General features: G+C 72.1%; 15 protein-coding genes. 9 read left to right on the forward strand and 6 right to left on the reverse strand.

Features of this window, described 5'->3' with window-relative positions:
- The first annotated feature begins 17 nt into the window (after positions 1–17).
- From J2S63_RS16125 to J2S63_RS16155, 7 genes are all read left to right on the forward strand, one after another.
- Positions 18–689 carry a PH domain-containing protein gene (locus J2S63_RS16125; protein ID WP_310304296.1) on the forward strand — a complete coding sequence of 224 codons (672 nt, stop codon included), beginning with the start codon at positions 18–20 and terminating at the stop codon, positions 687–689.
- A 4-nt stretch (positions 690–693) separates the two neighbouring features.
- Positions 694–1,197, forward strand: coding sequence for a MarR family winged helix-turn-helix transcriptional regulator (locus J2S63_RS16130; protein ID WP_310304298.1), 504 nt, complete (start codon positions 694–696; stop codon positions 1,195–1,197).
- Between the two features lie 48 nt (positions 1,198–1,245).
- Positions 1,246–2,175, forward strand: coding sequence for a tetratricopeptide repeat protein (locus J2S63_RS16135; RefSeq protein ID WP_310304300.1), 930 nt, complete (start codon positions 1,246–1,248; stop codon positions 2,173–2,175).
- A 110-nt stretch (positions 2,176–2,285) separates the two neighbouring features.
- Positions 2,286–2,912, forward strand: coding sequence for a hypothetical protein (locus J2S63_RS16140; RefSeq protein WP_310304302.1), 627 nt, complete (start codon positions 2,286–2,288; stop codon positions 2,910–2,912).
- Between the two features lie 25 nt (positions 2,913–2,937).
- Positions 2,938–3,549 (forward strand): hypothetical protein, encoded by a 612-nt coding sequence (locus J2S63_RS16145; protein WP_310304304.1) that lies wholly within the window; start codon positions 2,938–2,940, stop codon positions 3,547–3,549.
- On the forward strand, positions 3,546–4,973 hold the full coding sequence (locus J2S63_RS16150) for an ATP-binding response regulator (protein WP_310304306.1): 1,428 nt from the start codon (positions 3,546–3,548) through the stop codon (positions 4,971–4,973). Before J2S63_RS16145 ends, J2S63_RS16150 begins: the two co-directional genes overlap by 4 nt.
- An 86-nt stretch (positions 4,974–5,059) precedes the next feature.
- Positions 5,060–5,266: a response regulator transcription factor gene (locus J2S63_RS16155; RefSeq protein ID WP_310304308.1), complete on the forward strand. Its 207-nt coding sequence runs from the start codon at positions 5,060–5,062 to the stop codon at positions 5,264–5,266.
- Here the strand turns inward: J2S63_RS16155 and J2S63_RS16160 are convergent.
- Genes J2S63_RS16160 through J2S63_RS16185 form a run of 6 tightly spaced genes read right to left on the reverse strand, consistent with a single transcriptional unit; the run spans position 5,239 to position 16,949 of the window.
- A complete protein-coding gene (locus tag J2S63_RS16160) occupies positions 5,239–6,039 on the reverse strand; it encodes an NUDIX hydrolase (RefSeq protein WP_310304310.1) in 801 nt (266 codons plus the stop codon). The genes J2S63_RS16155 and J2S63_RS16160 overlap by 28 nt on opposite strands.
- A 23-nt stretch (positions 6,040–6,062) precedes the next feature.
- On the reverse strand, positions 6,063–8,234 hold the full coding sequence (gene glgB / locus J2S63_RS16165; protein WP_310304312.1) for a 1,4-alpha-glucan branching protein GlgB: 2,172 nt from the start codon (positions 8,232–8,234) through the stop codon (positions 6,063–6,065).
- Positions 8,235–8,248: 14 nt separating this feature from the next.
- Positions 8,249–9,679, reverse strand: a complete 1,431-nt coding sequence (locus J2S63_RS16170) for a maltokinase N-terminal cap-like domain-containing protein (RefSeq protein WP_310304314.1) — start codon at positions 9,677–9,679, stop codon at positions 8,249–8,251.
- Entirely contained in the window at positions 9,676–11,430 is a 1,755-nt protein-coding gene (gene treS / locus J2S63_RS16175) for a maltose alpha-D-glucosyltransferase (protein WP_310304316.1), read from the reverse strand. The genes J2S63_RS16170 and treS overlap by 4 nt, the downstream gene beginning before the upstream one ends.
- Positions 11,430–13,421, reverse strand: coding sequence for an alpha-1,4-glucan--maltose-1-phosphate maltosyltransferase (locus tag J2S63_RS16180; protein WP_310304318.1), 1,992 nt, complete (start codon positions 13,419–13,421; stop codon positions 11,430–11,432). The genes treS and J2S63_RS16180 overlap by 1 nt, the downstream gene beginning before the upstream one ends.
- A 54-nt stretch (positions 13,422–13,475) precedes the next feature.
- The gene (locus J2S63_RS16185; RefSeq protein WP_310304321.1) at positions 13,476–16,949 is read right to left on the reverse strand and encodes a M36 family metallopeptidase; all 3,474 of its coding nucleotides are present in this window, start codon (positions 16,947–16,949) and stop codon (positions 13,476–13,478) included.
- A gap of 222 nt (positions 16,950–17,171) precedes the next feature.
- Here J2S63_RS16185 and glgP point away from each other — a divergent pair, with 222 nt between their 5' ends.
- Positions 17,172–19,754, forward strand: coding sequence for an alpha-glucan family phosphorylase (gene glgP, locus J2S63_RS16190; protein ID WP_310304324.1), 2,583 nt, complete (start codon positions 17,172–17,174; stop codon positions 19,752–19,754).
- 478 nt (positions 19,755–20,232) lie between these two features.
- Entirely contained in the window at positions 20,233–20,757 is a 525-nt protein-coding gene (locus tag J2S63_RS16195; protein ID WP_310304327.1) for a hypothetical protein, read from the forward strand.
- The last annotated feature ends 228 nt before the right edge of the window (positions 20,758–20,985 follow it).

The raw sequence follows: 20,985 nt of genomic DNA on the forward strand, positions 1-20,985 counted from the left end.
CCCCGAGGGCTCCGCGCATGGCTCTCCGGCTCGAGCTCCGGCCCCGGCACCGCATCGAGGACCAGCTCCTCGAGCAGCTGGGCGAGGAGATCGTGCGCGCGATGCCCCACCACCCGATCGCGTTCCTGCGCGGCGGTCTGTGGCTGCTGCTGTCGGCACTCTGGACCGTCGCGGTCATGATCACCAACGGCCCGGTCGGGGCACTGCTGCCGGTGTTCCTCTTCCTCCTGCGCGGGGGATGGCTGCTGCTCGCGGTCTACGAGGACTGGTTCGTCATCACCGACATGCGGATCTTCCGCATCCGGGGCGTCCTCAACCAGCGGGCGGCGGCGATGTCGCTGAGCCGCATCGTCGACTTCACCATGGAGCAGCCGCTGATGGGCCAGCTCCTCGGCTACGGCCACTTCGTCTTCGAGAACGCCGCCCAGGACCAGGGCCTGCGCGAGATCCGGATGCTGCGCGACGTGGTGGCCGTCAACAACCTCATCCAGCAGCTCGTGTTCGAGGCCGGTGGTGGCCCGGCCAAGCACAAACGCGGCAAGGTGCCCGAGTCGGTCGCGGTCGCCCCCGGCGCCGAGGGCGGGCCGCTGGTGCCCCAGGAGCCGCTCGGCGACCCCGTCGTCGGGTGGGGGACGTACGACGACCCCGACGCGACCGGCCAGATCCCTCACGTGCGCGACGAGGACTGAGACCGTGGGACGCACCCCCGACCCCCTCCCGTTCGACCCGATCGACGAGGCCGCCCGGCAGTGGGCGCTGCGCTGGGAGGGCGTGCCCCAGATGCACGCGGTCACCTCGCTGATGCGGGTGCAGCAGCTGGTCCTGGCCGGCCTCGACGAGACGCTCAAGCCGCACGGGCTGACCTTCGCCCGCTACGAGGCGCTGGTGCTGCTCACCTTCACCCGCGCCGGCTCGCTCCCGCTGGGCAAGATGGGCCGCCGGCTGCAGGTGCACCCGACCTCGGTCACCTCGATCGTCGACCGGCTCGAGCGGGCGGGCCACGTGCGCCGGCGTCCCCACCCCGACGACGGGCGCACCGTCCTGGCCGAGATCACCCCCGAGGGGCGGGCCGTCGTGGAGGCTGCGACGGCCGACCTGGTGGCCGCCGACTTCGGTCTCGGGGCGATGGCGGTCGAGGACCTGGCCCGGCTCTCGGAGATCCTGCGGCCGGTGCGGGCCGCCGCGGGCGACTTCTGAGGGGTGGGCGCGTGACCGGCCCGACCGGCGGCTTGGGATGATCGGGTCATGACGATGCCGTTCTCCCGTCCTGGTGCGATCGACCTCTCCGCGCTGAAGCAGCCCGCCCCCCGGCCCAGCGCCCCCGCGGGTGGCCCCGGCGGGACCGGTGGGTCGTTCTCCGTCGACACCGACGAGCAGAACTTCCAGACCCTGCTCGAGGCCTCGATGACCGCGCCCGTGGTCCTCGTCGTGCACAGCGCCTCCCGCATGCCGGCCAGCGTGCAGCTCGCCGACGACCTCAGCACGCTGGCCGAGGAGCTCGACGGTGCGATCGCGGTCGGTCGCGTGGACGCCGACCGCCAGCCCTCGATCGTGCAGGCGATGCAGGTCCAGTCGATCCCGTTCGCCGCGATGGTCCTGCAGGGCCGCCTCGCCCCGCTGCTCCAGGACGCGCCGCCGCTGGCCGAGCTGCGCCCGATGATGCAGCAGCTGGTCCAGCAGCTGGCGAGCCAGGGGATGAGCGGGCGCCACCAGCCCTTCGGTGCCGCGGCGCCGGCGGCTGACGAGGGCGAGGAGCCGGCCGGCGACCCGCGCTACGCCGCGGCCGAGGACGCCCTGATGGCCGGTGACCTCGACACGGCGGTCGCGGAGTACGAGCGGCTCCTCTCCGAGAGCCCCGCCGACGCCGAGGCGCAGGTCGGGCTGTCCCGCGCGCGGCTGATGCAGCGCACCGCCGGCGCCGACCTCGCCGCCGCCCGGGAGGCCGCGGCGGCCCGTCCCGACGACGTCGAGGCCCAGGTCCTCGTGGCGGACCTCGACCTGCTCGGGGGCCACGTCGAGGACGCCTTCCGGCGACTGCTGGACGTCGTACGCCGGACGTCGGGCGACGAGCGCTCGGCCGCCCGTCTCCACCTGCTCGAGCTGTTCGCCGTGGTCGGCAACGAGGACCCGCGCACGCTGCGCGCCCGCCGCGACCTCGCCTCCGCCCTCTTCTGACCCGGCCGGCGCCCCGTCCTGGCCCGCCTGCGCCAGGTCGGCCGGGACCTAGGTCCTGCGGTGTGGCATTCGGGTCACGAGGCCCGCTCCGCACCCAGGAGGATGACCCGGTGAGCCCTGAGACCCGGGCCGGCCTGGGGTCGATCGTCGTCCTGCTCTTCGAGGTGCTGTGGTGGGGCGGCCTGGTCGGCGTCGCGGGCCTGCTCGTGACCAGCCTCCGCGCGCGGCGCGCGGAGCGCCGTCCCGTCCCCATCGGCCCCCCACGTCAGCCGGCGCCGCCGGGCGAGCAGTGGCCCCTGCGCGTCGCGGTCGCCCTGGCGGCCGCCGCCGCGGTCCACCTGGTGATGGTGCTCGCCCACGCCGCCGACGGTCCGGCCCACCAGGCGTTCTTCCTGCTCACCGGGCTCGGCCAGCTCGTGCTCGCGGTGCTGGTCCTGCTCGCCCCCTCCCGCCACCTGCACACGGTCCTGTGGTCCGGGGTCGGCCTGGTCGCGCTGTGGGCGGCGAGCCGCACGGTCGGCGTGGCCGGACCCCGCGAGGCGGTCGGGTCGTGGGACCTGTGCGTCGTGCTCTGGCAGGGCTACACCGTCGTCGAGGCGCTCCGGCGGCTCCCGTCCCCGCTGCCCACCACCTGGCGTCCGGCGGTCCCGCGGGCCTGGACGCCCGAGACGTACGGCGTCGCCGGGCTCACCGGCCTCGTGCTGGCCGTGCTCCCCTGGAGCGGGGGGCACGGATGACCGGGTCACGACCGAGGAGGTCCTGATGGAGTGGTGGCAGGCCGGCATGGTCGCCAACGGCGTGATCGCAGTGGCGTACTTCCTCATCTTCGGCGCGATCGTGCTCCCGCTCGTGCGCGGCCGGCAGCTGCGCAAGAACCCGCTCGGCACCGCGACGGCCGCGATCTTCCTCACCTGCGCGGTGCACCACGGCGTGCACGCGGTCCACATGGTGATGCCGGTCTTCGGCCTCGACCTCGTGCAGGGCAACGCGATGCGCGCGGCGTGGACCTGGCAGCTGGCGGTGTGGGACGTCGTCGGGGCGGTCGTGGCGACGTACTACTGGTCGCTGCGGCGCACCTACGGCTCCCTGATGCAGGGCGCGCAGCTGTTCGAGGACATGAAGCGCCGCGAGGAGCAGGCGCTGGAGATCAACGACACGATCCTCCAGGGCATCGTCGTGGCCAAGATGGCGCTCGACCTCGGCGACCGCGACCGCGCGATGAGCGCCTTGGACAGCTCGATCAGCTCGGCCAGCCACCTGGTCACCGACCTCCTCGGCCCCGGGCACCTGCCGGCGTCGCGGATGACGCGCAGCCAGGCCGCCACGATCCAGCCCTCTCCGCGCGACGGGGACGGCGGGTCGCGCGGCGGGTGAGCGGACAGCTGCGGGTCGTCATCGTCGACGACACCCCCGACATGAGGCTCCTGGTGCGGCTCAGCCTGGAGCTCGACCCCCACATCGACGTGGTCGCCGAGGGCGCGGACGGCCGGGCGGCGATCGACCTCGCCGAGCGGCACCGGCCCGACGTGATGCTGCTCGACCTCGCGATGCCGGTGATGGACGGCATGCAGGCGCTGCCGCAGGTGGTGCGCCGCAGCCCCGGGACCGCGGTGCTCGTGCTCTCCGGCTTCTCCGCGACGGCGATGCGCGACGAGGCGCTCGCGGCCGGGGCGGCCGGCTACGTGCAGAAGGGCATCGTCGCCGAGGAGCTGTGCGAACGCGTCTGGGCGGTCAGCGGCCGGGAGCGTCCGGCTCGCGGTCCCGAGGTCATCCCCACGCTGCCGCTCCCGGCCGAGCCACGGGTCGAGGGAGCCGACCGGGTCGAGGTGGCCGCCGCTCGGGCCGCCGAGGCCGCCCCGTCCGGCCTGGTCGTCCTCGACGCCCCGGCGGACCGCCCTGCCGCGTCCTGGACGGTGCGCTGGCTCAACGACCGGGCCTCCGAGCTGCTCGGCCTCGCGACCGGCCCGGCCGGCGCCCGCGTGGGCGACCTGCTCCCCGACCTGGCCGGGGTCCTCGACGGGCTCGTCGCCCGGCCGCGTGAGGACGCCCGGGTCGGAGCGGTGCGGGTGCGGGCGAGCCGCACGGGGGACGAGGTGGTGCTCAGCCTGGACCCGAGCGCCTCGGACGTGGACCGCGACGACGTCGAGCGCCTGCGCACGGCCCTGGCCCGCACGGCTCACGAGCTGCGCAACCCGGTCGCGGTGCTGGTCGGCATCTCCGAGGCCGTCCGCGTCGGCTACGACCGGCTCTCCGACGGGCAGCGCGACCACCTGCGGGCGGCTCTGCGTCGCCAGTCCGACATCCTCCAGCGGCTCACCAACGACCTGGTGACCGCGGTCCAGGTGGAGCGCGGCGGGCTGTCGGTCGAGCTCGAGGCCGTCGACGTGGCAGCGGTGGTCCGGGCCTGCCTCGACCAGGAGCCCGCCGACCAGGGCAGCCCGGTCACGGTGCGGGTGGACGGCGAGGTCACCGCCCTCGCCGACCCGGCCCGCCTCACCCAGGTCGTGACCAACCTGCTGAGCAACGCGCGGAAGTACGCCGACCCGCCGTACGACGTGCGCGTGGCCCGCGAGGGCGACCAGGTCGTCCTCTCCTTCGCCGACCGCGGCGACGGGGTGCCGGAGGCGTTCCGGCCCCGGCTGTTCGAGGAGTTCACCCGCGCCGGGACCGACGCCCGGGGGACGGGGCTCGGGCTGTTCGTGGTCCGCTCGCTGGCCGAGGCCCAGGGCGGGTCGGTGGACCACCGCCCGCGCGAGGGCGGCGGGTCCGTCTTCACGGTGCGGTTGCCCGCGTCCTGACCCGCTCGCGCGCCCACGGGGTGCCGGGCGGACCGTCTGGTTCGGCCACGATGGGGCTCCGTCGGACCGGGCAGGAGGAGGCGAGCATGGTGCGGGTCGCGATCGCGGACGACGCCCCGGACATCCGGCTGCTCGTCCTCGACCTGTCGATGCCGGTGATGAGCGGCCTGGAGGCCCTGCCGCACGTGCTGCGCGCGAGCCCCTCGACCGGGGTCGTGGTCCTGTCGGGGTTCTCCGCGAGCGTCGGCCTCCTGACCCGACGCGGTCAGACGGGCCGCCCCGACTCGGTGTAGACCGGGCCCTCGCCCGCCGCCAGCGAGGCGAGCGCGGAGTCGATGCGGCGTGCGGTGAAGTCGGCGCACAGGTGGTGCACCTCGGCCGTCGTGCACCAGGCCGCACGGCGGATCTCGCGGGCCTGCGGCCGGATCCGGTCGGCCAGTGACGCGTCGTGCACCCCGCCGTCGAAGACCAGGCACACCGCGTCGTCCCAGCCGCCCCACGGCGGCAGCCAGTCGGTGAGCAGCAGCGCGCCGGGCTCGACCCGCAGCGCGAGCTCCTCCTCCACCTCGCGGAACGCCGCCAGGAGCGGCGACTCGTTGACCTCGACCACGCCACCGGGCAGGTCCCAGTCCTGCTTGTAGGTCAGGTTGCACAGCAGCACGCGGCCCTCGGTGTCGCGCAGCAGCACCTGGGAGATCGCCCGCTTGCGCGGCAGGAACGAGTTGAGCAGCGCGCGGAACCCGCGGCCGCCCCGGCTCACCGGTGCGTCGGTGTGGAGGCGGGCGAAGACCACGCGGTCCAGCCGGCCGTCGTCACCCTCGACCGCGCCTCGGCGCACGCCCTCGCGCTGCAGGCCCGACCAGGTCGCGATGCGCGCCGCCTGCTCGTCGTCGGGGTCGACCAGCGCCTCGACGCGCGCCTGCTTGAGGTCCTCGAAGGCGATCCGGACCTGCTCGCGCACCGCGGCGCTCGCGGTCTCGAAGCCGGCGTCCTGGAGCCGGTGGGTCCAGCTGACGCGGGTCACGCCGTTGCCGACCGGTTCGAGGTGCACGCCGTCCTGGGTCACGCCCCGACCCTAGCCCGGCCCGGTCAGCCGACGTGGCGCAGCCAGACCGCGCTCATCGCGGGCACCATCACGCGCGCCGAGGCCGGGAGGCCGTGGCTCGGGGTGTCGGTGGCCTCGACCCCACCGAGGTTGCCCTCGCCGCTGCCGCCGTACGTCGTGGCATCGGTGTTGAGCACCTCGGTCCACCTCCCCGTGTGGGGGAGACCGACGGTGTAGCCGTGGTGGGGGGAGCCGGAGAAGTTCGTCACGCAGGCCAGCAGGTTGCCGTCCTGGTCGCTGCGCAGCCAGGAGAAGACGTTGCCGTTGGCGTCGTTGGCGTCGATCCACCGGAAGCCGGCCGGGTCGGAGTCCAGCCGCCACAGCGCCGGGTTGTCGCGGTAGCGCGCGTTGAGGTCGTCGACCAGCCGCAGCAGCCCCGCGTGCTGCGGGTCGTCGAGGTGCCACCAGTCGAGGTCGCGCTCCTCTGCCCACTCGCGGTCCTGGCCGAGCTCGCAGCCCATGAACAGCAGCTGCTTGCCGGGGTGGGACCACATGAAGGAGAGGTAGGCGCGCAGGTTGGCCAGCTGCTGCCAGCGGTCGCCGGGCATCTTGCGCAGCAGCGACCCCTTGCCGTGCACGACCTCGTCGTGGCTGATCGGGAGGCAGTAGTGCTCGGAGTAGGCGTACATCATCGAGAACGTCATCTGGCCGTGGTGGTAGGAGCGGTGCACCGGCTCGTGCGCGACGTAGCCGAGGCTGTCGTGCATCCAGCCCATGTTCCACTTCAGCGAGAAGCCGAGGCCGCCGAGGTGGGTCTCCCGGGTGACGCCGGGCCACGAGGTCGACTCCTCCGCGATCGTCATCGCGCCGGGGTTGCGGCGCAGGGCGGTGGCGTTCATCTCCTGCAGGAACGTGACCGCCTCGAGGTTCTCGCGGCCGCCGTAGATGTTGGGCGTCCACTCACCGTCCTTGCGGGCGTAGTCGAGGTAGAGCATCGAGGCGACCGCGTCGACGCGCAGGCCGTCGGCGTGGAACTCCTCGAGCCAGTAGAGCGCGCTGGCGACCAGGAAATTGCGCACCTCGGCGCGGCCGAAGTCGAAGATGTAGGTGCCCCACTCGGTGTGCTCGCCGCGCTGCGGGTCGGGGTGCTCGTAGAGCGGGGTCCCGTCGAAGCGCGCCAGGGCGAAGGCGTCCTTGGGGAAGTGCGCCGGCACCCAGTCGAGGATCACGCCGATGCCCGCGGCGTGGAAGGCGTCGATGAGGAAGCGCAGGTCGTCGGGGCTGCCGAAGCGCGAGGTCGGTGCGAAGTACGACGTCACCTGGTAGCCCCACGAGCCGCCGAACGGGTGCTCCATCACCGGCAGCAGCTCGACGTGGGTGAAGCCCCGGTCGCGGACGTAGTCGACCAGCTCGGTGGCCAGGTCGCGGTAGGAGCGACCCTGCTTCCACGAGGCGAGGTGCACCTCGTAGACCGACATGGCCTCGCGGTAGGGCTCCTTGGTGGCGCGCTCGGCCAGCCAGGCCTCGTCCTGCCACTCGTAGGTCGACTCGAAGACCACGCTGCCGGTGGCCGGCGGCACCTCGGTCGCCGTCGCCAGCGGGTCCGCCTTGTCGCGCCACTCGCCGTCGGCGCCGAGGACGGAGTACTTGTACGTCGTGCCGCCGCGCACGCCGGGCACGAACAGCTCCCAGACCCCCGAGACGCCCATCTGGCGCATCGGGTGCTCGCGGCCGTCCCAGGAGTTGAAGTCGCCCTTGACCCGCACGCCGCGGGCGTGGGGCGCCCACACCGCGAACGACGTGCCGGTGATCGTGCCGAACGGGGAGTCGTAGTGCTGCACGTGCGAGCCGAGGACGTCCCACAGCTGCTCGTGCCGGCCCTCGTTGATCAGGTGCAGGTCCATCTCGCCGAGCGTGGGGAGGTAGCGGTAGGCGTCGTCGACCACGTGGGGCACGCCGTCGCCGTAGACCACCTCGACGCGGTAGTCCGGGACCTCCGTGGTGTCGAGCTCGCCGGTCCACACGCCGTGCTCGAGGTGCGTCAGCTCGACGCGCTCCTCGCCCAGCACGACGCTCACCCGCTCGGCCAGCGGCTTGAGCACGCGGACGGTGACGCCGCCGGCGTGCGGGTGGGCGCCCAGCACCGAGTGCGGGTCGCCGTGGCGACCTTCGACGAGCAGGGTCAAGGAGTCGGGGGACGGAGCGGGGGCGGGCATGTCGGACCTCCGGGTCAGGACGGGTCGGTGGCGGCCAGTCGCCGCAGGGCGGCGAGCGGGATGGACAGCCACGTCGGGCGGTTGCGTGCCTCGTAGACCGCTTCGTAGACGGCCTTGTCGACGGCGTAGGCGGTGAGCAGCGCCTCGTCGAGGTCGTCGGCGCACACCTCGTCGTAGCCGGCGAGGAACGCGTTGACGTTGCGCGCGGCCCACTCGCGGGCGCCTTGGGCGGCGGAGGAGTCGATGTCGCCGACCGCCTCGAGACGGTCCTGCAGGCTGCCCTCGGCGGCGTAGTCGAAGGACCGCAGCATGCCGGCCACGTCGCGCCACGGGCTGTCGGGCCGGCGGCGCTCGGCCAGCGGCTTGGCGGGCTCGCCCTCGAAGTCGATGATCTTCCACCCGCGCACCGTGCGCAGGGTCTGGCCGAGGTGCAGGTCGCCGTGCACCCGCTGGATGGTCACCGGACCCTCCACCCGGCGTACGCCGTCGAGCAGGGGACGCAGGGACGGCGCGAGCTCGGCGACCTCGGGCACGGCAGCGGCTGCGGCGTCGAGGCGACCGACCATCGTGTCGGCCAGGGCTGCGAGGTCGTCGGGACCCCACTGCTCGGTGCCGAAGGCGCCCGCCATCGTCTCGTGGACCTCGGCGACCGCGACGCCGAGGCGGTGGGCCTCGGCGGCGAAGTCCCCGCCCGAGCTGCGTGGTGTGTCCACGTCGTCGGCGAAGAGGGTGCGCAGGCTCGACAGCGCCAGTCCCCAGCCGTCGCTGGCGGTGGTGAGGAACTGCTGGAGGATGCCCAGCTGCAACGGCTCGTCGTCGGTGCCCAGCGCGGGGGCGTCCATCCAGCCGTAGAGCGTGGCGACGTGGTCGCTCCCGGCCTCGGTCAGGGCGGCGAGGATCTCGATGTCGGGGTTGACGCCGGGGGTGACGCGCCGGAAGAGCTTCATCATCGCGGTGTCGCCGAAGAAGACCGAGCTGTTGCTCTGCTCGCCGCTGAGCAGCGTCGAGCGGGCCTCGGGGTCGAGGTCGGGCTCGCCGACCACGTGGAAGTGCACGGCCTCCCGGTCGTCGGGGGCGGTGGCGGCCGCACCGGCGTCGGTGAAGCCGCGCAGCCACAGCGCCATCGCGTGGTGGTCGTGCACCGCGTCGTAGGCGTGCACCTCGCCGAGCTGCTCGTCGGTCCACGACCCGATCAGGGCGTGGGCGAGGTCCTCACGCGGCTCGGGGTAGTAGGACAGCGGCACGTGGTAGTGGTCGCGGCCCGTGCCGTCGGCCGAGGTGACCTCGACGACGAACACCCGCACCGCGGGGTCACCGGCGCCCGGCATCGTGAGGCGCCGCACGCTGTGGATCTCCACCTCGCGCCCCTTGCCGGCGTACCACCGGGCCGTGGAGAGGTAGGCCGCGAGCTTGGCGGTGCGTTCTGCCTGGTCGGTGACGGTCACGCAGGGCCACCTCCGGCCTCGATGCGGGCCGAGGACGGCAGGCGGAACCAGTAGAAGCCGTAGCCGCTGAGCGTGAGCAGGTAGGGCAGCTCGCCGATCTGCGGGAACCGCGCGCCGCCGAGCAGCTCGACCGGGACGACGCCCTCCCAGCGACGCAGGTCGAGCTCGACCGGCTGCGGGAAGCGCGACAGGTTGTTGACGCACAGCACGGTGTCGCCGTCCCACTCCCGGGCGAAGGTCAGCACGCTGGGGTTGGAGCCGCCGAGGTCGCGGAAGCCGCCGAGCCCGAAGGCCGGGTGGTTCTTGCGGACGTGGAGCATGCGGCGCATCCAGTGCAGCAGCGAGGAGGCGTTCTCCATCTCGGCCTCGACGTTGACCCGCTGGTGACCGAAGACGGGGTCCTGGATGACCGGCAGGTGGAGCTTGCCGGGCGTCGCCTTGGAGAACCCTGCGTTGCGGTCGGCGGTCCACTGCATCGGCGTGCGGACGCCGTCGCGGTCACCGAGCCAGATGTTGTCGCCCATGCCGATCTCGTCGCCGTAGTAGAGCACCGGCGACCCGGGCAGCGAGAGGAGCAGCGCGTTGAACAGCTCGATCTGGTTGGTGTCGTTGTCGAGCAGGGGAGCGAGCCGGCGGCGGATGCCGATGTTGGCCTTCATGCGGGGGTCCTTGGCGTACTCGCCCCACATGTAGTCGCGGTCCTCGTCGGTGACCATCTCGAGGGTCAGCTCGTCGTGGTTGCGCAGGAAGATGCCCCACTGGCAGTTGTCCGGGATGGCCGGGGTCTGCTCCATGATCTCGGAGATCGGGAAGCGCGACTCGCGTCGCACCGCCATGAAGATGCGCGGCATCACCGGGAAGTGGAAGCACATGTGGCACTCGTCGCCGCCCTTGTCGAAGTCGCCGAAGTAGTCGACGACGTCGGCGGGCCACTGGTTGGCCTCGGCGAGGAGCACGCGGCCCGGGTAGTTGGTGTCGACGAACTCCCGCACCCGCTTGAGCGCGTCGTGGGTCTCGGGGAGGTTCTCGCCGTTGGTGCCCGGACGCTCGTAGAGGTAGGGCACCGCGTCGAGGCGGAAGCCGTCGAGGCCCATGTCGAGCCAGAACGCCATCGCCTCGAGCATCGCCTCCATGACCTTGGGGTTGTCGAAGTTGAGGTCGGGCTGGTGGTGGAAGAAGCGGTGCCAGAAGTACTGCTGGCGGACCGGGTCCCAGGTCCAGTTGGACGGCTCGGTGTCGACGAAGATGACCCGCGCCTCGGAGTAGAGGTCGTCGGTGTCGGACCAGACGTAGAAGTCGCCGTAGGGACCCTCGGGGTCCTTGCGCGACTCCTGGAACCACGGGTGCTGGTCGCTGGTGTGGTTCATGACGAAGTCGATGATCACCTTGATGCCGCGCTCGTGGGCGGCGTCGAGGAAGGCGTGGAAGTCCTCGGTGTCGCCGATCTCGGGCAGGATCGCGGTGTAGTCGCTGATGTCGTAGCCGCCGTCGCGCAGCGGGCTGGCGAAGAACGGCGGCACCCAGAGGCAGTCGACGCCGAGCCACTGCAGGTAGTCGAGCTTCTCGGTGAGGCCCTTGAAGTCGCCGGTGCCGTTGCCGTCGGAGTCGTAGAACGAGCGGACCAGCACCTCGTAGAAGACCGCGGTCTTGAACCAGTCGGGGGTCTGGTTGACCGGTTCGTATGTCGGGCTCGGCGCGGCGACCGGCTGGTCGGGGTGGTCGGGGGTCGGGATGGTCGGCTGGTCTGCCATCAGGCCGAGGCGCTCCTCACGGTCAGGATGTGGGCGGGTTCGTGGAAGGGGTCGAGCCGCACGTAGTTGTGCTCGCCCCAGGTCCAGTCCTCTCCGGTGACCTCGTCGTGGACGACGAAACGGTCCTGCCAGTCCATCCCGAGGGACGGCAGGTCGAGGTGGACGGTGGTCTCGTGGGTCTGGTGCGGGTCGACGTTGACGACCGCGATGACGGTGTCGCGCACGCCGTCGGTCACCGTGCTTTTGGAGAACGCGATCACCGAGCCGTCGTCGGACCCGTGGACGCGCAGGTTGCGCAGCTCGTGCAGGGCGGGGTGCGCCTTGCGGATCTCGTTGAGCCGCGTGATGTACGGCGCGAGGGTGCGCCCCTCGGCCTCGGCGGCCTTCCAGTCGCGGATGCGGATCTGGAACTTCTCGGAGTCGAGGTACTCCTCGGCCCCGGGGCGCAGCGCGACGTTCTCGCACAGCTCGTAGCCGGCGTACATCCCCCACGACGGGGAGCCGAGGGCGGCGAGGACGGCACGGACCTTGAACGCCGGCCGGCCGCCGTCCTGGAGGTAGCCCGGGAGGATGTCGGGGGTGTTGACCCAGAAGCTCGGGCGGAGCACGTGGGCGGTCTCCTGCGAGACCTCGCGGAAGTACTCCTCGATCTCCCACCTGGCGTTGCGCCAGGTGAAGTAGGTGTAGCTCTGGTGGAAGCCGACCATGGCCAGCGCGCGCATCATGGCCGGCTTGGTGAAGGCCTCGGACAGGAAGATCACGTCGGGGTCGGTCTTCCGCACCTGGCCCAGCAGCCACTCCCAGAACGCGACCGGCTTGGTGTGCGGGTTGTCGACCCGGAAGACGCGGACGCCGCGGTCCATCCAGACGCGCAGGACGCGCAGCGTCTCGGCGTAGATGCCCTCGGTGTCGTTGTCGAAGTTGATCGGGTAGATGTCCTGGTACTTCTTCGGCGGGTTCTCGGCGTAGGCGATGGTGCCGTCGACGCGGGTGGTGAAGAACTCGGGGTGCTCGGTGGCCCAGGGGTGGTCGGGCGCCGCCTGGAGCGCGAAGTCCAGCGCCACCTCGAGGCCCACCTCCTTGGCCCGGGCGACGAAGAAGTCGAAGTCGTCGAACGTGCCGAGGTCGGGGTGGATGGCGTCGTGGCCGCCCTCGTCGGAGCCGATCGCCCAGGGCGAGCCGACGTCGTCGGGGCCGGGGGTCAGGGTGTTGTTGCGGCCCTTGCGGTTGACCTTGCCGATGGGGTGGATCGGCGGCAGGTAGATGATGTCGAAGCCCATGTCGGCCACCGCGGGGAGCCGCTCGGCGGCCGTGCGGAAGGTGCCCGAGACGACCTTGCCGGTCTGGGGGTCCTGGGTCGCTCCCTCGGAGCGCGGGAAGAACTCGTACCACGCCGAGAACAGCGCGAGCGGCCGGTCGGCGAAGACCGGGAACGGCCCCTCGACGGTGACCAGGTCGCGCAGCGGCTGCTTGCTCAGCACCTCGTGGACCGAGGGGGAGAGGCCGGCGCCGAGACGGACGGCGTCCGGACGGCCGGAGTCGGACAGCCCGGTGATCGCGTCCTGGAGCACCTTGGCCGAGGCCGGGTCGGCCGCGCCCTGCTCGTCGATCCAGCGCTGGAGGAGCACCTGCCCCTCGGTGAACATCAGCTCGGTGTCGATGCCCGCGGCGATCTTGATCTCGGCGTTGTGCTCCCAGGTGCCGAACGGGTCGCTCCAGCCCTGCACCTCGAAGCCCCACGCCCCCTCCTCGTCGAGGGTGACCGTGGCGCGCCAGCCGTCCGGCGCGTGGGCGGGGTCGCGCTCCATGCGCACGGGGGGCCGTCGGCTGCCGTCGGGTGCGACGAGGACCACCTCGGCGCTGAGCGCGTCGTGTCCCTCGCGGATCACCGTGGCAGTCACCTCGAAGGGCTCACCCACCGCCGCCTTGGCGGGGTAGGCGCCTCCGGCGAGCTGGGGCATGACGTCGAGGACCGGGATTCTTCCGACCATGGGCTCACCCTGCCCAACTCAGGGGAGAGCATGCAACGCCGCCCCCGGCGAGGGTCAGCCGCCGAAGACCTCCAGCTCGGCGGCGTGGACGATCGAGCCGCGGTCCGAGGCCGACTTGCAGTCGGTGTCGTTGGTCGGGTCGTTGTCGATCTCGCCGGCGTAGCCCGCGAACCCGGTGCACTGGTTCTCCAGCGCGACGAGCCGCACGTGGGTGGCCCGGACCGCCGAGCGCAGGCGGAACACCCGGGCGTTGAGCGTCGGCGCCGTCGGTCGCGGGCGCACGCTCGGGAACGCCGAGCCGCTGCTGGTGTAGACCCGCTTCCAGACCGCGCCCGAGGTGGTGCACGCCTTGGTGCACACGTCGATGCCGAACTTGCGCAGCGCGGTGAAGCGCGACCCCGAGTCGGGGTCCTGCGCGAGCGGCACGTCGGTCGGACTGGCCGGGGCCGGCCGGAGCATCGCGCTGACCAGGAACCGGGTGATCCGCTGCGAGTGCGAGCCGGCCAGGTCGACCACGACGAACGGGTGCTTGCCCTTGTCGTCGACGTTGCCGCTGCCGACGACGCCTGCCCAGTTGGTGCCCTCCGTCGCGTCGATGAGGTACGACGGGTTGAGGCTGCCGCTGCTGGACCGGACCACCTTGGCGCCGTTGGCCTGGCCGGCGAGGTTGGGGTGGACGGTGAACCGCACCGCCTGGGTGCCGCGGCCGGCGCGGACGGTGAACCGGACCCGCTGGAGGCCGGTCCGGGCGCTCTGCACGAGGCCGCGGTAGGTGCCGGGGGCGAACCTGTCGACCGCGTCGCGGCCGGTCTTGCTCAGCGTGTCGGCGACCGGGGTGGCGCGCGCCTCGTAGGTGCCGACGTACACCTTGCCGGCGACGGCCTTGCCGCTCGGCAGGCGCAGCCCGAAGCGCACCGAGCGGTGGCCGGTCGGCGTCGCGAAGCTCGGCGTGGGGTTGCTGCTGTCGGCGTCGGGCGTCCTGGCGCGGGTGCCCATGCCGCTGCGGGCGAAGGCCTTCCACAGCACCTTCTGGTCCGCACCGCCGAAGCGCATGCGGTCCGCGGCGAGCATGGCGTCGCGGGCGTCGAGCATGCTGGTGGCCCCCTGCTGCAGCAGGAAGGCGTCGAAGACGAGCTGGATCCAGCGGCGGTTGCCCGGGCAGCGCGACGCGGGCAGCGGCGACTGGACGCCCTTCCCCCGAGCGCAGCGCAGCTGCAGCGCCTTGTCGGAGTAGGGGTACGTCGCGTTCCACTTCCGGACCAGCGCCTGGCGGACGCGCCAGTTGGTCGCGTTCCAGATCTCGCCGTCGGCGTGGACCTCGGGCCCGGTGGAGTCGAAGCCGTACTCGCCGTAGGTCAGCGGGTTGTGGTTGATCGAGTAGTCGCGGATCGCCACGGACTTGTTGCCGGTCGCGTAGAGGCCGACCGCCCACGGGTTGCCGCCGTTGCGGTAGCCGTTGCTGAACATGTACTCGCCGGCGGTCAGGTCGCCCCACGACTCGCCCATGGCGCCGCCCTGCTCGGAGGTGAGCCCCTCGTCGGGGCCGCCGACCATGCGGTTGCTGATCGCGTGGGTGTACTCGTGGCCGACGATCCCCATGTCCATCCCGCCGTCGGTGCAGGGGGAGTAGAACGACCCTGCGATCGGCTGGAAGAGGTACTGGTTGGTGATGCCTGGCACGCCGTCCTGCAGCGCGATCTGGTTGGCGTTGTCACGACCGAGGTAGGACGGCTGGCCGCCGGTGAGCGCACCGGCCTGCGTGTTGCCGATCTCGGCGTCCCCGCCGGCCCCACCACGACCGAAGTTGCTGGACTGCAGGTTGTAGTTCCGCTCGGTGAAGCCGAGGAAGTAGGCGTAGTCGTGCATGCGGTTGTGCGCGACGAACAGGTTGGTCACCGAGGCGAGGATGTCGTTGCCGCCGGGGACGAGCTGGGTCGGGTCGCACTTGGAGTTGTTCCACGCGTCGGTGAACTTCGTGGTGTAGTCCCGCTGCGGCGACTGGGGTGCCTGGGCGGTGCCACCGGGGGTCAGGGGGCTGGCCCACGCCTCGTGGGTGTTGGCGTTGTTGCCGATGGTCGTGCCGGTGGTCTGTCCCGTGGACGGGTCGGCGTCCCACGGCAGGCGCGAGGCGAGGTTGTCCCACGGGCCCGTGGGCTCGGTGCACCCGGCACCCTTGACGAAGCAGCCCACGACGGAGTTCTTCGGAGTGGTGCCGTCGAAGACGGGGGTCGGGTTGGCGTCGAAGTAGCGCCAGCGGGCCTGGGTGTCGGGCGTCGTGCTGGGGGTCTCCTGCTCGCTCAGGCTGACCGAGGCGGCGTACTGGTCGGGGCCGACGAACGGCACGGTCGGGTCGTCGAAGGGGCAGACCTGGACGGCGTAGGAGCCCTGCGGGAGCGCGCCGCCGGGGGCGTAGCTCGCGGTCTCGGGGCTGGTGCCGGTGTCACCGGTGGTGAGCAGGGTCCCGCCGGGGCCGAACAGCTTGAGCTCGATGTCGTTGGTGGCGATCGCCACGCCCGCCGCGGCGTCGATGCGCTTGGTCGCGTTGTCGGAGATCGCGAAGGCGTGCTTGGGGCCGCAGTCGGTCGCGGTCAGCGTGCCCTGGAAGGTCTTGGTGTCGGTGGCCTGGTCGACCTTGTTCTCGCGGTAGAGCACCGCGCCGGTGACCGCGTCGACGAGCGAGGTGTACGCCGCGACGGCCGATCCCTGCACGTCGACGACGTTGGCCTCGACGACGGGGCGCACCGACCCGTCGGCCAGGGCGAGCGAGCGGGGCCGGGCCATCTGCACCTGGGCGAAGCCCGGCACGGCGAAGCGCGTCCAGCCCTGGGAGACCCCGGTGCGCGTGGGCAGCGAGACCTGGGCGCCGAGGTCGCGCGCGGCCCGGAGCCACCCCTGGGCCGGACTGAGGCGCGCGGCGGCGGGCGTGCCGGAGGCCTTGACCAGCGAGGAGGTGACGAGCTGGATGCGTCCACCGGCCACGCCGACGGTGACCATGCTGCCGAGCGCGGTGGGCAGCCCGCCGAAGCGCTGGCGGAACAGCACGGCCCGTGCCCGGCTCTGGGTGAACGGCTGGGCGCCCACGAGCTCGAGGGCGTCGACCTGGGCGGCGCTGAGGCCGAGGAGGGAGGCGTGCTGCCGCAGCCAGGTGCGCGCGGCGACCGCGGGGTCGCTGCTGCTCGCGCGGCCCAGCGACCCGGTGCGGGGAGAGATCACCGCGGGGGTGCCGAAGCGGTTCCAGCGCACCTGGGCCGAGATGGCCGAGGACAGGGCCGAGGCCGCACGGCGCTGCGTCGCGCTGGGCAGCGCGCTGCCGCGGCGGTCGAGGTCGGGCATGGCGAGTGGGGTGTCACCGAGCACGCGGACGTCCGCCGCCCGGTCGACGGTCGGGTGCAGACCGGGGACGCCGGGCAGGTCGAGGGCGCCTGCCGGTGCGGCCAGCCCCAGTGCGACGGCGCCGGCGACCAGGCCGGTGGTCGCGGTGAGGGCGAGGCGGGGACGTGGGACTCGTGCTGACGCTCGTGCTGGCACCGGGGGCTCCCGAGGGGTGAGGGGGCGGTCTGAGCCGCACCTGAGGGGGTCGAGGTGCAGCCGCCCCCACAACGAGGGAGCCCGCACAGTGTTACGACACCTGCTCAGATTTTCTTTACCTCTCGGCGCGCGTCGCAGGAGGGGAGTGCGGAGCCCGAACTGGATCGGTCCGGGTGTGACGAAGGCTTGGATCGATCCAACAATCTGGGCTAGCGTGACGCCGTGCGCGCGATCCGACGATTCACCGTCCGACCTGTCCTGCCCGAGGCCCTGCTCCCGCTCGGCGAGCTGGCCGGCAACCTGAGGTGGTCCTGGCACCCCCCGACCCAGGACCTCTTCGCCTCGATCGACCAGCAGCTGTGGACCCGCAGCCGCCAGGACCCGACCCGCATGCTCGGGCTGGTCCCGACCGCGCGGCTCGAGGAGCTGGCCGAGGACGCCGACTTCCGTGCGCGCCTCGAGGCCGTCCACGCCGACCTGCGCGACTACCTGGAGAACCCGCGCTGGTTCCAGGGCCTGCCCGAGGGCGCCCCGCGCGGGATCGCCTACTTCTCCCCGGAGTTCGGCATCACCGCCGCCCTCCCGCAGTACTCCGGCGGCCTCGGCATCCTGGCCGGTGACCACCTCAAGTCGGCCAGCGACCTGGGCGTGCCGATCATCGGCGTGGGCCTGCTCTACCGCCACGGCTACTTCAAGCAGTCGCTGTCCCGCGAGGGCTGGCAGCAGGAGCGCTACCCCGTCCTCGACCCCGACGAGCTGCCGATCTCGGTCCTCCGCGAGGCCGACGGGTCCCTGGCCAAGGTCACCGTCGGCATGCCGGAGGGCCAGACGGCCACCGCTCGGGTCTGGGTGGCCAACGTCGGCCGCGTCCCGCTGCTGCTCCTCGACACCGACGTGGAGGAGAACAACGAGGTCCTGCGCGACATCACCGACCGTCTCTACGGCGGCCAGACCGAGCACCGCCTGCGCCAGGAGATGCTCCTCGGCATCGGCGGCGTGCGGGCGATCCGCACCTTCACCCGCCTGACCGACCGCCCCGCGCCCGAGGTGTTCCACACCAACGAGGGCCACGCCGGCTTCCTGGGCCTGGAGCGCATCCGCGAGCTCACCGAGGAGCAGGGCCTGGAGTTCGACGCCGCGCTCGAGGTCTCCCGCGCCGGCACCGTCTTCACCACCCACACCCCGGTCCCGGCCGGTATCGACCGCTTCCCGCGCGAGCTGGTGGCGCAGTACTTCGGCGGCGACAACGCCCAGCCCGGCGTGCCGGTCGAGCGCATCCTCGCCCTGGGCGCGGAGAGCTACGAGGGCGGCGACCCCGGCGTCTTCAACATGGCCGTGATGGGTTTCCGGCTCTCCCAGCGCGCCAACGGCGTCTCGCAGCTGCACGGCCACGTCAGCCGCGGCATGTTCGGCGGACTGTGGCCCGCCTTCGACGAGTCCGAGCGGCCGATCGGCTCGATCACCAACGGCGTGCACGCGCCGACGTGGGTCGCCCGCGAGATCTTCGACCTCGCCCGCGAGATGGGCGTCGACCCCGACAGCTCCCCGCAGGCCGACAGCCCCGAGCGCGTCTTCGAGGTCGCGGACCAGGTGCCGGGCAAGCGCGTCTGGGAGATCAAGCGCATCCTCCGCGAGCGCCTCGTCCTCGACGCGCGTCGCCGGCTCAAGGAGTCGTGGCTCGAGCGCGGTGCCAGCTCCGCCGAGCTCAAGTGGGTCGACAGCGCCCTGGACCCCGACGTGCTCACGATCGGGTTCGCGCGCCGCGTGCCGTCGTACAAGCGTCTGACGCTGATGCTGCGCGATCCCGCGCGCCTCAAGGCGCTGCTGCTCGACCCCGAGCGCCCGATCCAGCTGCTCATCGCCGGCAAGGCCCACCCGGCCGACGACGGCGGCAAGCGCCTGATCAACGAGATCGTCCGCTTCGCCGACGACCCCGAGGTCCGCCACCGCATCGTCTTCATGCCCAACTACGACATCGCGATGGCCCAGCCGCTCTACCCCGGCTGCGACGTGTGGCTCAACAACCCGCTGCGTCCCTACGAGGCGTGCGGCACCTCCGGCATGAAGGCCGCGCTCAACGGCGGCCTCAACCTGTCGATCCTCGACGGCTGGTGGGACGAGTGGTACGACGGCAACAACGGCTGGGCGATCCCGTCCGCCGACGGCGTCGAGGACCCCGACCGCCGCGACGACCTCGAGTCGGCTGCGCTCTACGACCTGATCGAGAACGACGTCGCGCCGCGGTTCTACGACCACGACGCCGACGGCGTGCCGCAGCGCTGGCTGGAGATGGTGCGCCACACTCTGCGCTCGCTCGGCCCCAAGGTGCTCGCCGACCGCATGGTGCGCGACTACGTCACCACGCTCTACCAGCCCGCCACCGAGTCCGCCCGCACGCTCAACGACGACTACAAGGGCGCCCTCGAGCTCGCCGCCTGGAAGGACCGCGTCCGCAAGGCGTGGCCGGGCGTGCGTGTCGACCACGTCGACTCCAGCGGCATCGGCGACGCCCCCGAGGTCGGCGCGGTCATGAAGGTCCAGGCGTTCGTCACCCTCGCCGGCCTCAGCCCCGACGACGTCGACGTCCAGGTGCTGCACGGTCGGGTCGGTGAGTCCGACACGCTGCGCGACCTCACCGTCTCGCCGCTGCAGCTGGCCGAGTCCTACGAGGCCGACCGGCACCGCTACGACGGCGAGGTCCGGCTCAGCACGAGCGGCGCGTTCGGCTACACGCTGCGCGTCGTGCCCCGCAACAGCCACCTGGCCTCGGTCGCAGAGCTCGGACTGGTCACGCTGCCGAGCTGACCCGTGCACCAGGCCGGGCCGGGGTGAGGACGGCGCCCCCCGGCCCGGCCTGTGCGTGTCTGTGGTCTATGCCTTGACGCGTCTCAAGCGGCGGAAGGACGCACCCTTTCGAGGTGCCCGACTCTGCCGATGGTCGCTCGCGAAGAAAGGTTCGGCGGATCGGGTCCGAGTTCGGCGGATGCCGACATCCGACCACGGACAACCGGTGTCCGGATCCGCCGAACAGTGCACGGATCCGCCACACATCGGCGGGCCGTGCCCATCATCCGTGAGAACGGGAAACGACTGATCCCCGATCCGCTGGGCGACTGGGTACGGATCGGACCCCGCAGCGAGGCCCGAGTCGCACCCAACCTCCTGCCCGACCATGCCGCGATCCGAGCGGTCAGGAGTGCGGCCGATCGGGGTCGATGGGTGCTGATCCGGCCGTCTTGTACCTGCTCGACGAGAACGGGATCTCGTACGTTATCCATCTCCCATGACCCTGTACGCGGACCTGACTGAGCAGCAGGCGGCGGCTGCTCTCGAGGAATTCCTGGAGGAGCGGCCCGCCGCCCTGCGGCATCTCGTGCTCTCCGTGGGCGATGCGGTCGAGTTGGACCACTCGGTCAGGAGCCTCGAGCCGCTGTGGGTGTGGGTGAAGGAGAGGCTCCGGCTCGGGCCGTCCGGGCAGCAGCCCTCCTGGTCGAGGTTGGGGGTGGGAAGTCACGAGCGACTCGATGCGGGCTCTCTCCAGCTTCTCGACGGACTGATCTCTTACGTGGTTGACATCGTCACGATCGCCGTCCCGGAGGCGACGTGGGAGGTGGCGACGGATCCGCACCCCAAGTTTCTGCACAAGAACCAGCCAATGCTGAGGGCCGGGGCCTGGGAGCAGGTGCCGGCTTGGACGATCGGCAACCTGGGGCGCCAAGTGTTCAGCGACTGGCCGCCGGCCGATGACCGACTCGCGTCGATCGTCGACTTCTGGCTCTTCTGCCTCGCGGAGGTCGCCAACACCTGATCAGGGAGTCAGGGGTCGCGGCGTTCAGTCGATGGTGGCGCCTGCCGTCATGAGACCGCACTCTCGAGAACTCGGGTCTGGCGTCGGTGCCCGGACCGGCTGAGCGCAAGCGCGGGTTGTGCGGGAGTAGTGGCCAGCGGTGACCGGGACATCGCGTATTGACGAACTCGCAAAGTTCTCGTGCTGCACCGGAGTACTGGAACAGGGCCTGGTCGACGTCCAAGGCCT

Source organism: Nocardioides marmoribigeumensis (genome assembly GCF_031458325.1).
GTDB classification, from domain to species: Bacteria; Actinomycetota; Actinomycetes; order Propionibacteriales; family Nocardioidaceae; genus Marmoricola_A; species Marmoricola_A marmoribigeumensis.